The organism is Roseivivax halodurans JCM 10272, from assembly GCF_000521785.1.
Taxonomy (GTDB): domain Bacteria; phylum Pseudomonadota; class Alphaproteobacteria; order Rhodobacterales; family Rhodobacteraceae; genus Roseivivax; species Roseivivax halodurans.
Map to the genome: position 1 here is coordinate 26,391 of NZ_JALZ01000021.1, position 16,704 is coordinate 43,094.

Here is a 16,704-nt window from a genome sequence, read left to right on the forward strand (position 1 = left end):
CGGCCGGATACCGGTCCATGCTCTATGGGAGATCTCTTTGAAGGCCCAGCTGACCGGAAATGCCGGACTGTTCTATATCTCCTGGCGCCTGACCCGGCTCGGGTGGACCGTGCTCCCCACAAGCCGCAACGCGCGCGGCGCCGATCTCTACCTTGTCGATCCGGAGGACGAGGCGCGGTCCGTGAGCGTCCAGTCGAAGGCGCTCGCCAGGCGATCCGCCGTCCCGCTCGGCACATCCCTCGACCGGCTTCGCTCGCGGTGGTGGATCATCACCGTCGGGGCGACCTCCGATGCGCCCTCCTGCTACGTCCTCTCTCTCGAGGAGGTGAGGGGCCTTGCCAGCCGCGATCAGGGCGGCACGCGGGCCTACTGGCTTGAAGCCAGGATCTTCATGGCTCCTGACTTTGCCGAGGCATGGCACCGCATCGTGCCGGACTGATCGCGACTTGCCCCTGTTTCAGGCCGGGCAGAGCGCGGCCGCGGGCGCGGGGACCCGTATCATCTCGACATGCCCGTCCTCGCCGGGCCCACCGATCGCCTCGAAGTCGAGCGACCGGTAGAAGTCCGGAAGCCAACCGCCGCCGGGCTTGCCCGGCCGCCAGAACGCCTCGAGCGCAATGGTGCAGCCGGCCTCGTCGGCCATGTCGAGGATTTCGCGCATGATCGGGGTGCCGATCCCCTGCCGGCAGAATTCGGGATAGAGCCGGATCGAGCCGATCCAGGCCGTGTCGGGCGACGCGGCGTGCATGGCGAGCTGGCCGACATGGGCGCCATCCCGCAGCAGCGGCACCTCGCCGTAGGGATCGGGGTGGCCGCATCGCTCATGGAGCGCTTTCAGCAGCCGCTCGGCCGGGCTCATGCGGACCTCGGCATGAACATGCCGCAGCTCGCCTTCACGTCGAATCCGACGCGGCTCACGACTTTGCTGCCGGGGACGGCAAGGCCGCCGCCGATACGCTCCAGCGCGGCCGCATAGCGGTCCTCGGACGCCTCGGTGCCGGTCTTTGCGGAATGCGGGTTGTAGCGGACGAGGTTCAGCTTAGCCGCGAGGCCGGAGGCGCGCACGAATTCCGCGATCCGCGCAAAGGTCTCGTCCTGGTCGTTCTCGCCCTCGATCAGTGCCCAGTGCAAGACGACGCGGCCGCCCACGCGCTGCTGCCAGTCAAGAAGGCGTGCCATGGCGCGATCCGGATCCTCCGCCCGCGGCAGCCATCGGCGCCGGAACGCCGGATCGAGCGAATAGAGCGACCAGTAGAGGACGACCGGCGCAGTCCCGAAGGCGGCCACGAGATCCACATCCCCGCTGTCGCGCGGCATGATCGTCGAGACGTTGATCTTCAGCTCGAGGCCGCGCAGGTCCGCCTCGATCCGCGCGAAGCGCCCGAAGCTGTCGAAATCGGTCATCAGGGCCCGGCTCGACAGCGGCTCGCCGCGCGCCATGAAGTTGATGTTGATGCGCCGGGCGGGGGCGCCCTCCGCATCGTAATGCGCCAGGACCCGCGCCAGCTGCGCGTGCAGATCGGGGATCGACGCGGGCGCGAACATCGTCTGCGCCGTCTGCGTCAGATGGCAGAACCGGCAGGCATGTCGGCATCCGCTATGCGAGGACAGATAGGCGATAAAGTAGTCATCCGAGCGGCGCACATAGCGGCATTCGTGCATCCCGCCGTCGGCGGCCGGCACGGTCCAGTTGACCGATGCGTCGATGCGGGACGCGTGTTGGCTCCAGGCGCCGCGTGTTGAAAGACCCATAGCTCGACAGTTCCTATTTTCGCAAACCTACATCGAGATACTGCGAAGCGAAACGAAAAAGAGGGGTTCGTATCGGATCAGGAGGCGGGAGCCGAATGCTCGCGCGGCACGTAGGTATTCGAGCTTGCCGCGAGAATGCGTTCAAGAGCTCTGATGTGCCCGAGCCAGCACCACTCCTCCAGAGACGATCAAGGTGCAGCCGATCCAGGCCGACGGGCCGGGGATCTCACCGAAAAACATGGCCCCGAGGAGCGCTGAGAAGAGGATCCATGAATAATCGATCGGGGCTACGACGGACAACGGGGCCGCGCGATACCCCCGGATTGTGCAATACTGTGCGATCAAGCCTACCGGTCCGAGCGATATGCAGGAGAGCGTTGCCTGCCAGGAAAGCGGCCGCCATTCGAGCCAGGCGGGCCCGCCCATCAGGACGAGCCCGAAGAAGGATACGTGCAGCATTACGGTGCCCGGTCGTTCGGCTCGGCCGAGAACGCTGATGAGCAGGCCTTCGAGCGCGAACATTGCGGCACTGAGAAACGCAACCAGCGCAGGGATCAAGAAGAGCCCGCTCCGGAATGCGCCTTTACCGAGCATCACAAATGCCACCCCGACGACCGCAAGGAAAATTGCAATCCCGTTCGCCCGTCCAAGACGCTCATTCAAGACCGCCACGCCGAGCAATACGGTCAGGACACCGCTCAGCATCCCAATGGCGGTCGCATCGACAAGAGGCATCCTGGTCGACGCCCAGGTGATGGCCACGGCCGCCCCGCAGCCGCAGACGGCACGCGCGAAATGCGCGGATGGCCGAGCGCTGCGATGTTGGGCCAAACGGCCTTGCGCCACTACCGCGCCCGAGAGGAGAGAGAAGCCGCCGACATAACGCAGGAAGGTGATCTGAAACGCGCCGATCTCGCCACCCGAGAGCTTTCCCGCGGCAAAAATCACCGTCCAAAGAAACGTGCTCAGCAGAACCCAGAGGATGGCCGGAAGATGCCCGGCGGTCACGTGGTGGCTTGGTCTCTGGTTGATCATGCATCATGTAGAAGTCTCGTTCGTGATCACTTGCAAACGACTTTTTGTCACCCTGCATCAGGTAAACTCATGCAAACTCCGGAAAATATTTCGCTCAACGCGGTGCGGGTCTTTGTCATGACGGCTGAAGCCGGAAGCATCTCGATGGCCGCTGCCCGCCTTGGGGTGACCCCCGGCGCCGTGAGCAGGCAGATCCAGAATCTGGAGACATCGCTCGGCGTTTCGTTATTTCACCGAACGAACAACGCGCTTCGGTTGACCCCGGCGGGTGATAGGTTTTTCCAAGAGTCACAGCCGGGACTGAGCGCCCTTAATCGCGCAATCTCCTCAGTCGTCAGCGGTGATCAGGCGCTCACCGTAAGCGTGCCGCTGACCCTGGCGACCCGGTGGCTGATCCCCAGGCTGCAGGACTTCAGGCGACGCCGGCCCCGCATCGATGCGAGCATCGAAACCTTCGGCGGATCGGGCATTCCATCAGTGACCCGGGCCGACATTACCATCGCCTACCGTCCCATAACCGCGGAAGACGACGGCGGTATCGTTCTGCTGGAGGATCTCTGTCGACCCTACGTATCCCCGAGGCTTCTTTCGGAGATCGATGACCCCATTGACTTGACCCGCATACCGGCCCTTCAAGCCTCCGCGGGAAATTGGGATTGGAAAGCGTGGCTTTCAGCGACGCACCGCAGTGATCTTGAACTTCGCTACACCGGACGCTTCGATCTCGACGAGATCGCACTTCGAGCTGCGGTTTCTGGCGCCGGTATGGCCTTGGCATCTCCGTTCCTCGTTCAGGACGACGTGGACGCGGGACTCTTGTGCCCACTGCCCAACGAAGCCGGGGCTGTTCTCGGCCACTACATTCTGCGCGCTGGGAAGCCGGTTACCGGAGCGTCCGAGGCGTTTGTGAATTGGATAAGAGCTGTACCTGTGCAGTCCAGAAGTCAGAGTTAGGCCAAAATGCGCCTCGGGCTCGCAGGCCGAAGGGCATTTCACCCGTGATCAGAGAGGTGGGAGCTGCCCTCTCGAGCTGAATCGGCTGAAAGAGGCTCACACAGGCTGCATTAAGTCTTATAATGTTCGCCATGTGAGGCATAGCACTGCGGGCACGGCACATTTGTCTTGCATGCCGTATCACACGGCATACATTGTCGGTATTAAAGTTCTTCTTGTGGAACATCTCATGGAACCCCGTCGCATCACCAACACCTTCCCGGACGCGCTGCGGCCGATCATGCATGAGCTCGGCTCGGACATCGCCGCGGCGCGCAAGGTGCGCAAGCTGACCCAGCAGGACATGGCCGACAGGCTCAATGTCGGCCGGACCACCGTGGTGCGCCTCGAGAAGGGGGACCCGCGGGTGAGCTTCGGCACCTACGCGATGGCAGCCTGGGTGATGGGGCTGGAGCAGGGACTACTTTCCGTTTTCGCACAGGAGCGCGATGCTGGGTTCCAGAAAGCGGCGCGGCACGGTCTTCCGAAACGCGTGCGGCACCCGTCGCCCGAGTCCGAACTCGGCGACCTCGACTTCTGACCGGAGGCCCGTGATGGACTACAAGGCGATCGTCTTCATCGAACTCGGCGGCGAGAGCGTCCCTGCGGGTCGCATCCAGATCTCCGAGGACGGCAACCACACCCGGAGCATTTTCGGCTACGGCCGCGGCTATCTCGAGCGCGCCGATGCGGTGGCGATCGATCCGGTGCAGATGCCGCTCACCAGCGAGGTGATCCGCACGCCGGAGGATTTCGCGCTCTTCAACGGGATCCGCGACGCGGCGCCGGACGCCTGGGGGCGGTCGCTGATCGACAAGTACGTGCTGCGCAAGCTGAACCGGCCGGCGAACGAGGCGGAGTTCCTCCTCGCCTCGCAGAGCGGCACGCGCATCGGCGCGCTGCGTTTCGGTGCGAACCCCACGCGGCCGGGGCAGGCGCTCTCCTTCACGCTGCCCGACTTCTCGCCAAGTCTCGGCGATCTCGCGCAGTTTCAGGAGCTGGTCGACCAGGTCGGCCGGGACGAGCGACCCGAGGAGCACCTGATGGATTTCGTGTCCCCGGGCTCGGATCTCGGCGGCGCGCGGCCCAAGGGCACCGTTCTGGTGGACGGCTTTCCCTGGCTGGTGAAGTTCGGCAAGGAGGGCGACCGGGTATCGATGGCGCGCACCGAGGCGGGCTGTCTCGACCTTTGCGAGATGGCCGGCCTTCCGACCTGCGAGCGCGACGTGACCACGATCGGGGGCCGGGACGCGCTGCTCCTGAAGCGGTTCGACCGCAGCCAGGATGACGAGGGCCGGGTCCGGCGCCGTCACATGGTCTCTTCGCTGACGCTGCTCGGCGCGCACGAGCTTGACCGATCCGCCTCCGGCTATGCCGACATCTACGATGCGCTGCGGCGCTACGGGGCGGCGCCCGCGGGCGAAGAGGTCTATCGCCGGATGGTGATGAACGTCCTCTGCGGCAATACCGACGACCACTACCGCAACCATGCCTTCCTTCTTGGGGAAGACGGGCGCTACGAGCCGAGCCCGGTCTACGACGTCACCCCGTCGCTGCAGGTCAGCAGCTCGCGGGCGATGTTCCTGCATCTCGGCCGCGCCGGTGCGGGCCGTGAAGCAAGGCTCGAGGCCGCGGTCGACGGGGCTGAGAGCCTCGGCCTTCAGCGCGCCGAGGCGGTGACGATCGCCAACGAGCTGTCCCGGATGGTTGCTGCCAACTGGCGCTCTGTGATGCAGGCGCGCGGGTGCTCGGCGCACGATATCGAGATGATCGAAAACTCGTTCTCGGAGGCGGGCCGGACGGTCGAGCCGGAGCCGAAAGACCCCGGCCTCTGAATTCGCCCAGCCTATTCCATCGTGTGCGTATCGCGGCCCGCAGATCCTGCCGGCGCGGAGAGCGCGCCAAGTTCGGCGATGATGCGCTCATAGCGCGATAGCAGCGCGGACAGATCCCCGATCGCGCTGCGCAGCTCTCCACGCACGTCGTTCTCACGGGAGAGGACGTGCCTCGCCGAGAATGCAAACTTCGCCGGATTGTCGCCCTGCAACGCGCGATACGCGTCCTCGAAACGGGCGCCCAGCTCGGCGGCCAGTTCGTCGAGTGCTGCCAAGGAAGACTGCGCCGCGTTCGGGCGAAGTTGTGTCTGGTGCATCATGTCCGGCTCCAATCGATATGCGAAAAACAATATCGCTTGCGACTGCGCCGGTCCATTGATATTTTCGCAATACCGGTCAAACGGCTCACCGCCTTGCATCTCTTTCAAGACGGTGATTTCTCACCACTAAAATAAGCATTGCGAGCACGAACCATGAGCGACGAAATCAATATCGATGCGCTGGACAAAGACGAACTCCTCAAGCTGAGAAAGGACGTCGAGAAAGCGCTCGAAACGATCGAGCAGCGGAATTATCAGCGCGCGATGAAGGCGGCCGACGATGCGGCGCGCGAGTATGGCTTCTCGTTGAGTGATTTGACCAAGGCGAAAAGCGGTGGAGCCGCCAAGCCGGCCAATCCGCCGAAATACGCCAACCCGGACAATCCGAGCCAGACCTGGTCTGGCCGCGGTCGCCAGCCGAAATGGTTCATCGAGGCGCGTGAGGCCGGCAAGTCGGCCGAGGATCTCGAGATCGCCTGATCCCGGGGACGGCCTGATGCCCCGGCGGATACGCCGGGGCGGGCCGGCTCAGACCGCTTTGGGGTCGCGCTTGGAAGCGCGGGCGGCGAGTACCGCCCAGATCATCGCGATCGGCCAGGTTAGGAGGGCTCCAATGCCGAGGGTTGCAGCGCCGATGATCATCGCAACGATGATCAGGAAGATGCCGCCGCCGATCGTGGCGTAGAGCAGCCCGAGCGGGCCGAAGAGGAACGTGAGGAGAAAGGCGGCGATGACGCTTTTCTCCTGGCGGGCGACGATGATCGTGGTGGTGTTCTGCGGCTCGGACATCTGCTGTCTCCTCGGTTTTTTCTGTTGGGCAAAGCCGATGTCGCGATGTCGTGCCGGGTATGACGCGGGGCTGCCGAAAAAATCCTGAAATTCAGCGCGTCGTCACGTGGACGAGGGGGAAAGCCGGCCGGTCGGCCGCGCTCCGAAGCGGAACGGCCGGGTTCAGACCCGACCGTAGGCCGCCTCGTAGGCGACGTCTTCAATGCTGACGCTTGAGATGCCGATGTCGGCCAGATCCCGGTCGGTCATGCGAGCGAGCTCGCCGTAGACGCGGGTGAATTCGCGGCGCCGCGCGCGTTCGGCGCGGAGCGTGTCGAGATAGGCCGCGACGCGGTCGCGGAGGCTGGCACGTGCCGGCGCGAGGGTGATGTCGGCCATGAATGGCTCCTGTTATGCTCGTGTTTATCGCTAACAGGAAGATGGCCATCATGCAGGTCCCGGACCACGTCCAAGACGTGGATGCCGCGTTGCAGCATGGGCATGGCGCCCATTCCGTCGCCGAGTGCGGTCAGATTTTTTGGCCTCGACCCGTCATGGCGGCCCACCCACCGAGACATCGGTTTCGACACTCGACACAGGAGCCCGCCCATGACCGCACCCCACGCCATCGCCCTCGGCCGCACGATCGCCGAAAAGACCCCGCTCGGCTTCGGTGCGGGATCCGCCGCGGCGGCGGGCGAGCTCATCACCGACGAGACCGATGCGGGCCTCGTCACCATCGCCGGCACCGGGACTGGCAAAGGGGTCTCCCAGGTGATCCCGACCGCGCTCACCTATCCCGGCTCCATGGTCATCATGGACGTGAAAGGCGAGATCTCCGCCGTCACGGCACGGGCGCGGCGCGCAATGGGCCAGAAGGTCATCACGCTCGACCCGTTCGGTCCGCGCACCGACGCGCTCAATCCGATGGAGGCGATCGACCCGCTCTCGGACGACGCCTACGACCAGTGCAAGCGCATCGCCAAGCTCATCGGCCCGGGCATGCCCGCACACGCGGATCCGTTCTGGGACGACATGGCCGAACAGATCATCGCCGGGACGCTGCTGTTCCTCGCGACGCATATCCGCCGCCCCGACCGGTCGCTGTCGCTGCTGCACCGGATGTGGGGCGTCGCGGATCACCTCGAGGAGATGCTCGCGGCGATGCGGAGCTGCGATCTCCACGGCGGCGCGATGATCGCAGGCGCGCGCGCCTATGCCGACGCGCCCGACAAGACCGGGGCGTCGATCCTGACCTCCGTCAGGGGCCATATCGCGTTTCTCGCCTCCGAGCGATCGAGCCGGTCGCTGAAGGGCGGCTGGGGCCTGCTGAAGCAGATCCGCGAGAACGAGCCGATGACGATCTACCTGCGCGTTCCCCCGAACATGCTGCAAAGCCACAAGTCGCTGCTGCGGGTCTGGCTCGGCACGATCCTCAACACGGTCACCGAGCGCAAGGTACGTCCGGCCGTCCCGGATCTCTTCCTCGTCGACGAGGCGGCGACGCTCGGGTACCTCGACGAGCTGTTGACCGCGGCCTCGCTGCTTCGCGGCTACGGCCTCAGGACCTGGACGTTCTGGCAGAGCGTCGGCCAGATCGACGCCCTCTACGGACCGCGGGGCGCGGAGATCCTCGACAACGCCGGCACGTTGTCGATGTTCGGCGCCGCGAACGCCTCGGCCGCGAACAACCTCGCCTACCTCACCGGTTACCAGGGGAAGATCCTGGGCATGCCGAAATCCGAACAGGTGATCGTTCGGCAGGGCGACGAGCCGATGCGGGCCAGCAAGCTGAACTATCTCGGGGATCGGGCCTACAAAGGCCGCTTCGATCCGAACCCGTTCCACGCCAGGACCCGGGCTGTCGACCGCAGCGACGAGGTGGCGGCATGAGCTGCGCCGTGAGGGATCAGCAGGGGCTAAGTGCGCTCACCGAGGAGATCCGCTGGCGGTACGGCGACGAATATGAGCCGGCCGTCCGGCTGGACGGGTGGCCGCAGACCGAAGGTGAAAGGAGAAAGACGGCGGCGCGGCTCCTTGAGCCGGTCTATCCGGAAGACCGGGACAACGACCTGTCGCCGGAGGAATGGCTCGAGGTCTGCTGTGTGTCCTGGGACATGCGGATCGGCACCGACGGCAAGCCTGCCGACACACCTCAGGCCCGGATGGCCCGACAGGCGCTCCAGTACCGCCATACCCAGGCCTGGGTGGCTCGCTGCTGGGGCCTCGACGGGCCCGAGCCGCCGGTCCCGGAACCAGAACCGGAGACCGACTGGGATGCGCCCGTCTTCGTCATGACAACCGATGCGGGGGGCGATCCCGATGATACCGTCGATCACGACTTCGATCTCGAGGTCGACCTCGATGACGACGACCTATTCGAACTGGATGAGGACGACACGGCCGCGGAAGCGAACGACCGGCGCCGAGACGGCGAGTATGCACAGACGGTCTCGGCCGAGGAGGTGCTGGCCGAGATCGACGACCTCTTCGACAGCGCGGGTCCGGACACGACGTCGGATCCCGAAGAGATCCCGTTCTAGGAGCCGCCCGGCGTCCGGGTCGTCGATGTCTGGATCCAGTGTCGCGCGGGTGCGCGCGGCGTCTCCCGTACGGGCGCAGTGGCCCTCTCCGGCAAGAGCCTAAGGGGTGCCGCCGCGTCGGCACCCCGAACCTCAAAAAAAGGGCAGGGGATGCGGATTTCGCTTGAGTAAGTCCTCTTCATACAGTAGGTTATCGGCATGAGTTGATCTTTCCCACAGCTGGCCCCGCAAACCGTCACTTCTGGCGGCCGGTGAGCTGTGGAGATCCGTTTCCTTGACATCGAAACGTGCCGGCGAGTGCAACCGCGTCGCCGAGCGTGCTGACCGGCAGAGGTCCGAGCGCGCATCCGGGAAGATCGTCTTCTCGTCCACCCACCAAATCGCGCCCGAGGCGCTCGCAAAAGCCATCCACGGCGCCATCAGCAGAGCAAGCGCCGGCGCCGCATCGCCACACCAGAGAGAGGACCTGGTCGCCGAAACCCACCTCGCCATCGCCGAGCACGCTGCCGCCGGCAAGACGCTCACCGGCAATCTCGCCTCGTTCGCCTACCGCATCGCCTACAACAAGACCTGCGATGCCTTCCGCGACCGCACCGACGCTCTCGCCCGCCGCGCCCATGGCGAGGCCGCCGACATCGCCCTCGACACCGCCCCCGATCGGGGCGAGACCCCCGAAGCCCGCATCCTCCGCCTCAGCGCGACGGCCATGAAGGCCAAGATCCTCACCGGCGCCCTGGCCGCCCTCAGTACCGAACAGCGCTCCGAGATCTACGCGCCGCTCCGTCGCACCGCCCCGCTGGCCCGCGGTACCGCCGCTCAGCGCACCACAGCCAACCGCATCGCGCAGCGGGAAAAGCGCGCCCGGGAGGTGCTGACCCGAGAGGTCGATGATCGCCGAGAGACCCTCTGAAGAAAACGGGGCCGCCCAGACGGGCGGCCCGACCGGCCAGGAAACGCAGGAGATAGACACGAGCGCATCGACCCAGGCCCTGGTCGACACCCGGCCCGCCTACTTTCTCGATTTCGAGGCCAGCTCTCTGGCAGACACGAGCTGGCCGGTGGAGATCGGCATCGCTCGCATCGTGGACGGCGAGGTCGTCGCGGACTCGCGCCTGATCAGGCCGCACCCCACCTGGGAGCCCGAGGGCTGGTCCGACGAGAGCGCGCGCCTGCACGGCATCAACCTCGAACTGCTCGAGGCGGACGGGGCGCCCGCGGAGGAGGTGGCGGCCTGGTTCCGCGAGCGGAACGTCGGACTCGCGATCACCGATAATCCGCATTTCGAGCAACGCTGGCTTATTCGGCTCCTCGCAACCGATCCGCCGTTCCCCGGCGTCGAGCTGCTGGACTACGACAGCTACCTGCGCATGAGCCTGCCCGACGCCGCGGCGCTTGGCCGGGCGGAGCGGGCGCGCAAGGCGGCGGGGCCTGCGCCGCATCGCGCCGGGCCCGATGCCGCGCGCCTTGCCGGCGCCTGGTTGGCGGGCATGGGTACGCCTTAACGTGGCCCCTGCGCCTTGGCCACGCCGGCTCTCGTTGCGTCTACCCTCAGGATGGCCCCAAGCCTTTCCAGGTGTTCACTACGCATCTGCGACTGAGGGAATAAAAAAGAAGAAGATCGGTTCATAACCTTTCAGGATCCACGTGGGCAGCGTTGGGGCAGCTCGGATGGTTATGTCCCCGGACATAGTGTAGCTAAGACGGTCATCGGGTTTGTCGGTAGGGTCGGGTTGCGAACGCCAACCTGAACCGAGGGTGACCCGATGACCAAACCATGATCGACCTGAGAGAGCTCGTTAAGAGGAGCCACTTCACGCCTTCCTCGCCGATCCGCTTGCCCCAATCAGTGAGTGAGGAAGGATAACTGGAAGACGATGCTGGAAGAAGGTCTCCCCGCAAAAACACTGATAGTAACGGTCCTCGACCCACCGCGCGACCACCGCCTCGTCCGACAGCTTGAAGGCATGCTTAAGATATAGCAGTCCCGCGACCGACCGGAGTTCGGAACTAATTTTAAGGGGGATCGCGGTACTCCCGCTCTCCGAGCAAAGCGGGCTACCTAGTCGGAAATGCTTAACTGACATTCCCTTTGACTGACGGCACAGGCTTTACGCGAGGCCGTGGACCGGGCCACTGGGGGTAAGGGGGCCATATTTTCCGCTCTGTTGCAGCCCTGACATCCGCCGCCAAATCGACGCCTTGCATTTCGAACCGGCGGCGATGTCCCCCCCAATTGAGGGCCGGACAAAACACCTTATCGGGTGCCTTTATGAGCTCCGGCATAATTCGTGTCAGTGCAGTGGTACAAAACGTGTCAATTTCCTCGGTGGGGATCATGCGCGTTGCCGTTGGTGGCAAAGCGGGAAGCTTGCGATCCAGCGCGGTCTCGATTTCCGCGGACGACGGAATCTCCGCAACGGCCCGCAGTATGATCGCCGCGCCGCGATTGAGGAGGAGCGGGAACCTCGGAAGGTCTCCACCTTTGGCGAGATTGTCGCTCTGCGGCTCGTCAAAAGTGGTGAAGTACCCTGCCGGATCGCTCAGCAAAAGTAGACAATTCAGCGACGTAGTACGGTCATGCTGCGTTGGATCACCCACCCAATGCGCCGTTTTTAGCAACTGCTTCTCTTTCGAATCTGCCTCCCGTGTCCTCTCTCGCTTCCATGGGCGGAGCGTGGGTTTTGGCGAGTCTGTTTCCGGCAGCGGAAGTGTTCGCAGTGGACGCCGCGCACTAGCCGACATGTGGTAGCCTCCAGGTTCCGTCGGATCGAAGACAGCAAGGGACTGGACTCGGGTGCTAAACGTGGCTTGTACCCGCCGACCCCATAGGGTCGCAGCTGAGGTGCGCGACAGTTCCGTCGCCATTTCACGGATCAACTCGATGCATTCGGGGAGAGCCGACGGCGTGCAGGCGCCCGCCGGTTCCACACCAGATAGAATTGCCCGAGGCTGGTTAGCCTTCGGTCTTTCGAACGAGAACCATTTCGATTCATGCCGGTCCGGATCGATGCGCACATCTCTGTCCTGAAGTTCGGCCTCGGACAACTCATGCTCGGCGATCGTTTGACTTACTTCGTGATAGTTCTGCCACTCCTCCCATTCGAAATTCGCGTGCCTGTTGCGCGCTGCACTCAGTGCATCGGATTGCGACAGGTCTGACAGTTGCACATATAGCTTCGACATGCGGTTTGTTATGCGGCGAGCATCATTCTCGGCGCTCGAGCCATTTATGTGTCGCGGTTCCTGCATCGCGTCCGCCAAAACTCTTACGTCGGGCCAAACAGCGAGACTATCGGCGAGCTCGACCAAAGCGCATACCGCTTCATCGCGCGCTTCGGCGACTTCGGTTTTAAACTTTTCCGAAGACTTGGCCGTACGCGGCACATCTGCAGTCTGTGCAAGGCGGTCCGCCGCTAGTTCCACAGCATTAAAGGCTATCCGGTTGGCGGCGAGGTAATCGCGAAGCGGTCCAATGCTTTCACGAAGTTCACGTTCAGCTTCACGCGCCTCGTCGCGTGCGATTGCACGTTGTTCGACTTCAGAAATGTCATCTTGCTGTTGTAACGAACGAGCGGCGAGCACAATAGCGACGACCGAACCCGACACCGATATTGCGAATCCGGATATTGCTGCGACCGTGTCTGCAGATTGTGAGACATTACCGAGAATAAAATAATATACTAAGGCAAATGTCGCTATGCCGAGCATAGACGCGCCGAGAGTAAACCACGTGAACGCGCTCAGCGGCGCCGTAGACAGATCAATTCGTATGTTTTTTTTCGCCATCGTGCGTATGCCTTTTCCCTTTACTCAAACGACAGGCTAACCTTTACCAACGGATAATTCCTGAGGCACAATGCGAGTGGATGCTACCAGTCAGTTCATCACTGTTGTTTGATGGCAACGGAGACAGGTCCTCGCCTAGACGTAAGGTTAGGCGCGATGGTTCTAGGTTAAGAACCTTGACAACTTGACTGCCCCGGTCAGGCGGTCTCGGACGTACGAGATTGGTCGCCGGACTGCGGCTCGAGCATTTGGACATTGTAGATGCAAAGAGTAGTATGCTGCCATAGATTTCGCGACTTCACAGGGCGCGTATGCGCTCGCGTCATCCTCTGGTAGTACGCTCTGCGCCTACTCTAATTTCGGAGATACCGTGGCGCGGTCGGAATTCATTCGCCAAAGCATCCCTCCAAGTTCGGACCTGTGCCGATTCAGCGCCAAATAAACATCACGTGCCGAGTTTTCGAGAATGGAACCCTCTTCTCGCCTCGGTCCAGTCCCTTCACGAAGCCCGCCAAATCGAACGCATCCCTACCGACGGAGCGTATGGCGTTACCAGCTACCCGACGTAGCCCTCTCAGTATCTCGTGCGATAAAATTGGGGCGTGTGCATCGTCGGCGAGGTACTTTCGCAGACGGATGATGATGAAATCGATGCCAGCGCAGGGGGCGCATCGCGAAGCTCGCCAGTTCGATAGCCTCGGGGCGCAGCTCGGCGATCACGTCGCGAGCCGCCTCATCGACGGTCTCGGCAATCCGGTCCAGAAACTCTTCGAGCGGACGCGCCTCGAGGCAGCCCCGCAGACACCTCTCGAAATGCATCTCGACCTCGCGCACCGCCTGGTCGCGGCGGTCGTGGTCCTGGCCGCCCGGGGCATTCGATCGCCATTTACCCGTGCCGGGAACCTGCAGGACGAGATAACTGAACGCCCAGGCGTCGCCCTCGGCGACCTGCCAGGTGAGGCCGCCGCCGGGCATGTCGCGCCAGGGGATGTCGATCGGGGCTGGGGCGCTCCAGGCGGACTCGGTCATGCGACATGTCTCCAGTAACTCCGGAGAGTATATCTGATATTCGCAAAATTCAGAACAGGGATTTGTTCGGGAAAGATGAACCCGGACTGAGGAGGAGCTGAACACAATCCATGCGCCATCAAAAACCGTTCCCCTGCCTGGTATCCCAGAGGCGCAAAACCTCGATGCGGGTCGGCGCTACCCGGTAAATCAGTGTGAACGGCGTGCGGGTAATTGAAAGCTCGCGCACATTTTCGCAGGCCTCGCTTTTGTGACCGGCATACGGATTGGCCGCGAGTGTCCGCTGTATGCCCTTTAAGTGGGCAGCGGCTTTTGCGCTGCCTTCCGGAAAAACGGACCGATAGTAATAACGGAACCACAGGATGTCCCGTGTCGTGGCTTCGAGAAACACTATCTTCATGAGCGGTCGGGCGTCATGTCTGCTCTCGGAGCGGGACCCTCATCCTCCGTGTCCCATGCATCGATCCAGTCATTCATCGCCTCGGCGGAGATGAACATTTCATTGTCTGCCTGTTCCAGAGCCACCTCAACGGCTGCGCGCTTCGCGACTTTGGCTTCCAGCATCGCGCGAATGGCGCGCACAGCCAGCTGGGCTGGCGGGCGATCTTCGATCGCAGCTTCGCGCTCCAGCGATTGCCTTAGCTCGTCATCGAGACGGAGTGAGTAAGGTGTTGTACCCATGGTAGCCCTCCTGGCTACCTTGTCATACATCGCAATACAGAATCGCTCAATGCCAAACGCCACGCGAGTGATCCAGAACCGCACTGCCGCCCCCTTCACCGTCCCGGCGAGGTGCGGTACTCCGCCGGTCCCGAAGAGTGGGAGGGGCGGCCATGCCGACGCGGGCCCGGATCATCGAGATGCTGACGGCGGAGCTGCACGAGACGGGGCGCGGTGCGCGGCTTCTCGAGGCAATGTTCGACCGCGCGAAGCGGATCCCGGACTACGCGGCGGACCTGCAGGACTGGCTTGATACGGGGACCTGGCTGATGTTGCGCCGGGCGGCGGCGCCGTTCGGGGACTTCCACGGCAGCGCCGCCTTTGCCGGCGCGCTTTACGAGCTCGACGCGGTGATGGCTCAGGTGCGCGACTCCGTGCGCATTCCACGGAAGATGGGCATCGATTCCACGGCATCGTGGGCAGCCATTCCACGCCTCGGGCAGTCAGGCCGACTGGTGCATGGGGTCAGGCTCGACGCTTTGGGTCAAGCGGTTTCAATGTGGCGGCGCGCTTGCGCATGCTCTCGCCGGCGAGGGGAAGTCTGTGGGCGTTGTGGACGAGCCGGTCGAGAATAGCGTCAGCCAGGGTCGGATCGCCGATGGCCTCGTGCCAGTGCTCGACCGGGAGCTGGCTGGTGACGATCGTGGAGCCGCGGCCGTGGCGGTCCTCGAGGATTTCCAGCAAGTCGCGCCGTTCGGATGACGTCAGGACCGAGAGCCCCCAATCGTCAAGGATGAGCAACTCGGTCCGCTCAAGGGCTTTCAACATCCTGGCATGCCGGCCGTCTCCGCGGGCGATAGCGAGCGCCTCGAACAGCTTCGGCACCCGGTGATACGCGACGCGTTGGCCGTCCCGGCAAGCCTTGTGGCCGAGAGCGCAAGCGATCCAGCTCTTTCCGAGGCCGGTTTTCCCAGTGATCAGCAGGTTCTCGTGACGCCTGATCCAGCCGCCGTCGACGAGATGGGCCATCACGGCGCGGTCGATACCGCGGGGTGTGCGCAGGTCGAGGTCCTCGACACAGGCGGCCTGTCGAAGGGCAGCAAACTTGAGGCGGGTGGTCAGCCGCTTGGTGTCTCGTTCAGCGGCCTCCCGATCGACCAGCAGGCCCAGGCGGTCTTCGAAGCCGAGGCTGTCGAAGGTGGCTCCGGCCTGGCGCTGCTCGTCCAGCGCCTTGACCATGCCGGTGAGGCCGAGGGCGATGAGCCGCTCGGAGGTGGGATGGATCAGCAAGATGGGATCTCCTTTCAATGGTAATAGCCTTGTCCGCGGATGTTCGGGTGCTGAAGCGGGCGCTGGTCGGGGCCTTCTTCGAGGAAGGCACTGTCGAGCCCGTTCTTCAGGATCGATCTGATGGAGGCGACGGAGCGGGCCCGGATAGACAATCCACGCCGGCAGGCGGCATCGAGGCGGGCTGGCTCGTAGCTCTTGGCCAGGGCGAGAACGCCAAGGCAGCTTCGAAAGCCCTGCTCGGGATGTGGGCGGTCGGCCATTACGGCCTCGCAGAAGGCCGTCACAGAGGGGCCGAGCTTCTCGGCCTGCGCCAACACTCGAGCCGGCGTCCACTCCGCATGGCGTCGATGGGACGAGGGCATGTGCTCCGGGACCGTCACATGGCTGCGTCGGCCGGGGCAGCGCGGATGGCTGGCAACCCGTTGCCCTTTATGGAAGATCTCGACAACTGCTCCGCAGACACGGAGATCAACCTCCTGCCGGATCAGTCCGAACGGCACGGAATACCACGAACTGTCGATCTCGACGTGATAGTCGGGCGCGACGCGGGCCCGCTTCCAGCGGGCGAACTTGTAGGGCTCGGGCGGCAGCGGCTCGAGGTTCGGCCGGTCAATCGTGGCGAAGAGATCGGCGCGGCTGGCGCCGTAGCCGCGGGTAGTGCCCCACCGGTTGGTGTAGGAGGCCGCGCGCGGA

21 protein-coding genes and 1 pseudogene are annotated in these 16,704 nt (G+C 63.8%); 9 read left to right on the top strand and 13 right to left on the bottom strand.

From position 1 onward, the window contains the following. Positions 1-37 precede the first annotated feature (37 nt). Positions 38-439 carry a hypothetical protein gene (locus OCH239_RS15670; protein WP_157577893.1) on the top strand — a complete coding sequence of 134 codons (402 nt, stop codon included), beginning with the start codon at positions 38-40 and terminating at the stop codon, positions 437-439. 18 nt (positions 440-457) lie between these two features. Here OCH239_RS15670 and OCH239_RS15675 read toward each other — a convergent pair whose 3' ends face one another. The 3 genes from OCH239_RS15675 to OCH239_RS15685 all read right to left on the bottom strand — a co-directional run bounded on the left by OCH239_RS15675 (position 458) and on the right by OCH239_RS15685 (position 2,787). Next, positions 458-859 carry a GNAT family N-acetyltransferase gene (locus OCH239_RS15675; RefSeq protein ID WP_037264617.1) on the bottom strand — a complete coding sequence of 134 codons (402 nt, stop codon included), beginning with the start codon at positions 857-859 and terminating at the stop codon, positions 458-460. Next, positions 856-1,752, bottom strand: coding sequence for a radical SAM protein (locus OCH239_RS15680; protein WP_037264619.1), 897 nt, complete (start codon positions 1,750-1,752; stop codon positions 856-858). Before OCH239_RS15680 ends, OCH239_RS15675 begins: the two co-directional genes overlap by 4 nt. 141 nt (positions 1,753-1,893) lie before the next feature. Then, on the bottom strand, positions 1,894-2,787 hold the full coding sequence (locus tag OCH239_RS15685; RefSeq protein ID WP_037264621.1) for a DMT family transporter: 894 nt from the start codon (positions 2,785-2,787) through the stop codon (positions 1,894-1,896). A gap of 69 nt (positions 2,788-2,856) precedes the next feature. Between OCH239_RS15685 and OCH239_RS15690 the strand changes: the two genes are divergently transcribed. The 3 genes from OCH239_RS15690 (at position 2,857) to OCH239_RS15700 (ending at position 5,615) form a co-directional block, all read left to right on the top strand. Then, the gene (locus OCH239_RS15690; RefSeq protein ID WP_162150004.1) at positions 2,857-3,741 is read left to right on the top strand and encodes a LysR family transcriptional regulator; all 885 of its coding nucleotides are present in this window, start codon (positions 2,857-2,859) and stop codon (positions 3,739-3,741) included. 229 nt (positions 3,742-3,970) lie between these two features. Beyond that, the gene (locus tag OCH239_RS15695) at positions 3,971-4,321 is read left to right on the top strand and encodes a helix-turn-helix domain-containing protein (protein WP_051489523.1); all 351 of its coding nucleotides are present in this window, start codon (positions 3,971-3,973) and stop codon (positions 4,319-4,321) included. A 13-nt stretch (positions 4,322-4,334) separates the two neighbouring features. After that, entirely contained in the window at positions 4,335-5,615 is a 1,281-nt protein-coding gene (locus OCH239_RS15700; protein ID WP_037264624.1) for a type II toxin-antitoxin system HipA family toxin, read from the top strand. 11 nt (positions 5,616-5,626) lie between these two features. Here the strand turns inward: OCH239_RS15700 and OCH239_RS15705 are convergent, their stop codons facing one another. Further along, positions 5,627-6,043 carry a hypothetical protein gene (locus OCH239_RS15705; RefSeq protein WP_157577894.1) on the bottom strand — a complete coding sequence of 139 codons (417 nt, stop codon included), beginning with the start codon at positions 6,041-6,043 and terminating at the stop codon, positions 5,627-5,629. A 45-nt stretch (positions 6,044-6,088) separates the two neighbouring features. On the opposite strand from OCH239_RS15705, the gene OCH239_RS15710 reads away from it, so the two are divergent. Next, on the top strand, positions 6,089-6,415 hold the full coding sequence (locus OCH239_RS15710; RefSeq protein WP_037264631.1) for an H-NS histone family protein: 327 nt from the start codon (positions 6,089-6,091) through the stop codon (positions 6,413-6,415). Positions 6,416-6,463: 48 nt separating this feature from the next. Here the strand turns inward: OCH239_RS15710 and OCH239_RS15715 are convergent, their stop codons facing one another. Continuing rightward, positions 6,464-6,724, bottom strand: coding sequence for a hypothetical protein (locus OCH239_RS15715; protein WP_037264633.1), 261 nt, complete (start codon positions 6,722-6,724; stop codon positions 6,464-6,466). Positions 6,725-6,886: 162 nt separating this feature from the next. Beyond that, positions 6,887-7,102 carry a YjiS-like domain-containing protein gene (locus OCH239_RS15720; protein ID WP_037264635.1) on the bottom strand — a complete coding sequence of 72 codons (216 nt, stop codon included), beginning with the start codon at positions 7,100-7,102 and terminating at the stop codon, positions 6,887-6,889. A 210-nt stretch (positions 7,103-7,312) separates the two neighbouring features. Between OCH239_RS15720 and OCH239_RS15725 the strand changes: the two genes are divergently transcribed. The 4 genes from OCH239_RS15725 to OCH239_RS15740 all read left to right on the top strand — a co-directional run bounded on the left by OCH239_RS15725 (position 7,313) and on the right by OCH239_RS15740 (position 10,748). Beyond that, entirely contained in the window at positions 7,313-8,596 is a 1,284-nt protein-coding gene (locus OCH239_RS15725) for a type IV secretory system conjugative DNA transfer family protein (RefSeq protein WP_037264636.1), read from the top strand. After that, entirely contained in the window at positions 8,593-9,246 is a 654-nt protein-coding gene (locus OCH239_RS15730; RefSeq protein ID WP_037264638.1) for a hypothetical protein, read from the top strand. Before OCH239_RS15725 ends, OCH239_RS15730 begins: the two co-directional genes overlap by 4 nt. A 274-nt stretch (positions 9,247-9,520) precedes the next feature. After that, positions 9,521-10,156, top strand: coding sequence for an RNA polymerase sigma factor (locus OCH239_RS15735; RefSeq protein WP_037264641.1), 636 nt, complete (start codon positions 9,521-9,523; stop codon positions 10,154-10,156). After that, the gene (locus OCH239_RS15740) at positions 10,134-10,748 is read left to right on the top strand and encodes a 3'-5' exonuclease family protein (protein WP_051489524.1); all 615 of its coding nucleotides are present in this window, start codon (positions 10,134-10,136) and stop codon (positions 10,746-10,748) included. The genes OCH239_RS15735 and OCH239_RS15740 overlap by 23 nt, the downstream gene beginning before the upstream one ends. 298 nt (positions 10,749-11,046) lie before the next feature. Here the strand turns inward: OCH239_RS15740 and OCH239_RS22165 are convergent. The 7 genes and pseudogenes from OCH239_RS22165 to OCH239_RS15765 form a co-directional block, all read right to left on the bottom strand. After that, a pseudogene (locus OCH239_RS22165) lies at positions 11,047-11,243 on the bottom strand (transposase); the annotation flags it as partial. Positions 11,244-11,319: 76 nt separating this feature from the next. Beyond that, positions 11,320-13,032 (bottom strand): hypothetical protein, encoded by a 1,713-nt coding sequence (locus tag OCH239_RS22760; RefSeq protein WP_157577896.1) that lies wholly within the window; start codon positions 13,030-13,032, stop codon positions 11,320-11,322. 549 nt (positions 13,033-13,581) lie between these two features. After that, positions 13,582-14,061 (bottom strand): hypothetical protein, encoded by a 480-nt coding sequence (locus OCH239_RS15745; protein WP_037264642.1) that lies wholly within the window; start codon positions 14,059-14,061, stop codon positions 13,582-13,584. Between the two features lie 118 nt (positions 14,062-14,179). Then, the gene (locus OCH239_RS15750; RefSeq protein WP_037264646.1) at positions 14,180-14,461 is read right to left on the bottom strand and encodes a type II toxin-antitoxin system RelE/ParE family toxin; all 282 of its coding nucleotides are present in this window, start codon (positions 14,459-14,461) and stop codon (positions 14,180-14,182) included. Then, positions 14,458-14,826 (bottom strand): CopG family ribbon-helix-helix protein, encoded by a 369-nt coding sequence (locus tag OCH239_RS15755; RefSeq protein WP_157577897.1) that lies wholly within the window; start codon positions 14,824-14,826, stop codon positions 14,458-14,460. Before OCH239_RS15755 ends, OCH239_RS15750 begins: the two co-directional genes overlap by 4 nt. A 420-nt stretch (positions 14,827-15,246) precedes the next feature. Next, positions 15,247-16,011, bottom strand: coding sequence for an IS21-like element helper ATPase IstB (istB, locus tag OCH239_RS15760; RefSeq protein ID WP_037264653.1), 765 nt, complete (start codon positions 16,009-16,011; stop codon positions 15,247-15,249). A 14-nt stretch (positions 16,012-16,025) separates the two neighbouring features. After that, the coding region (locus OCH239_RS15765; protein ID WP_162150005.1) for a transposase at positions 16,026-16,704 on the bottom strand (679 nt) is incomplete at its 5' end.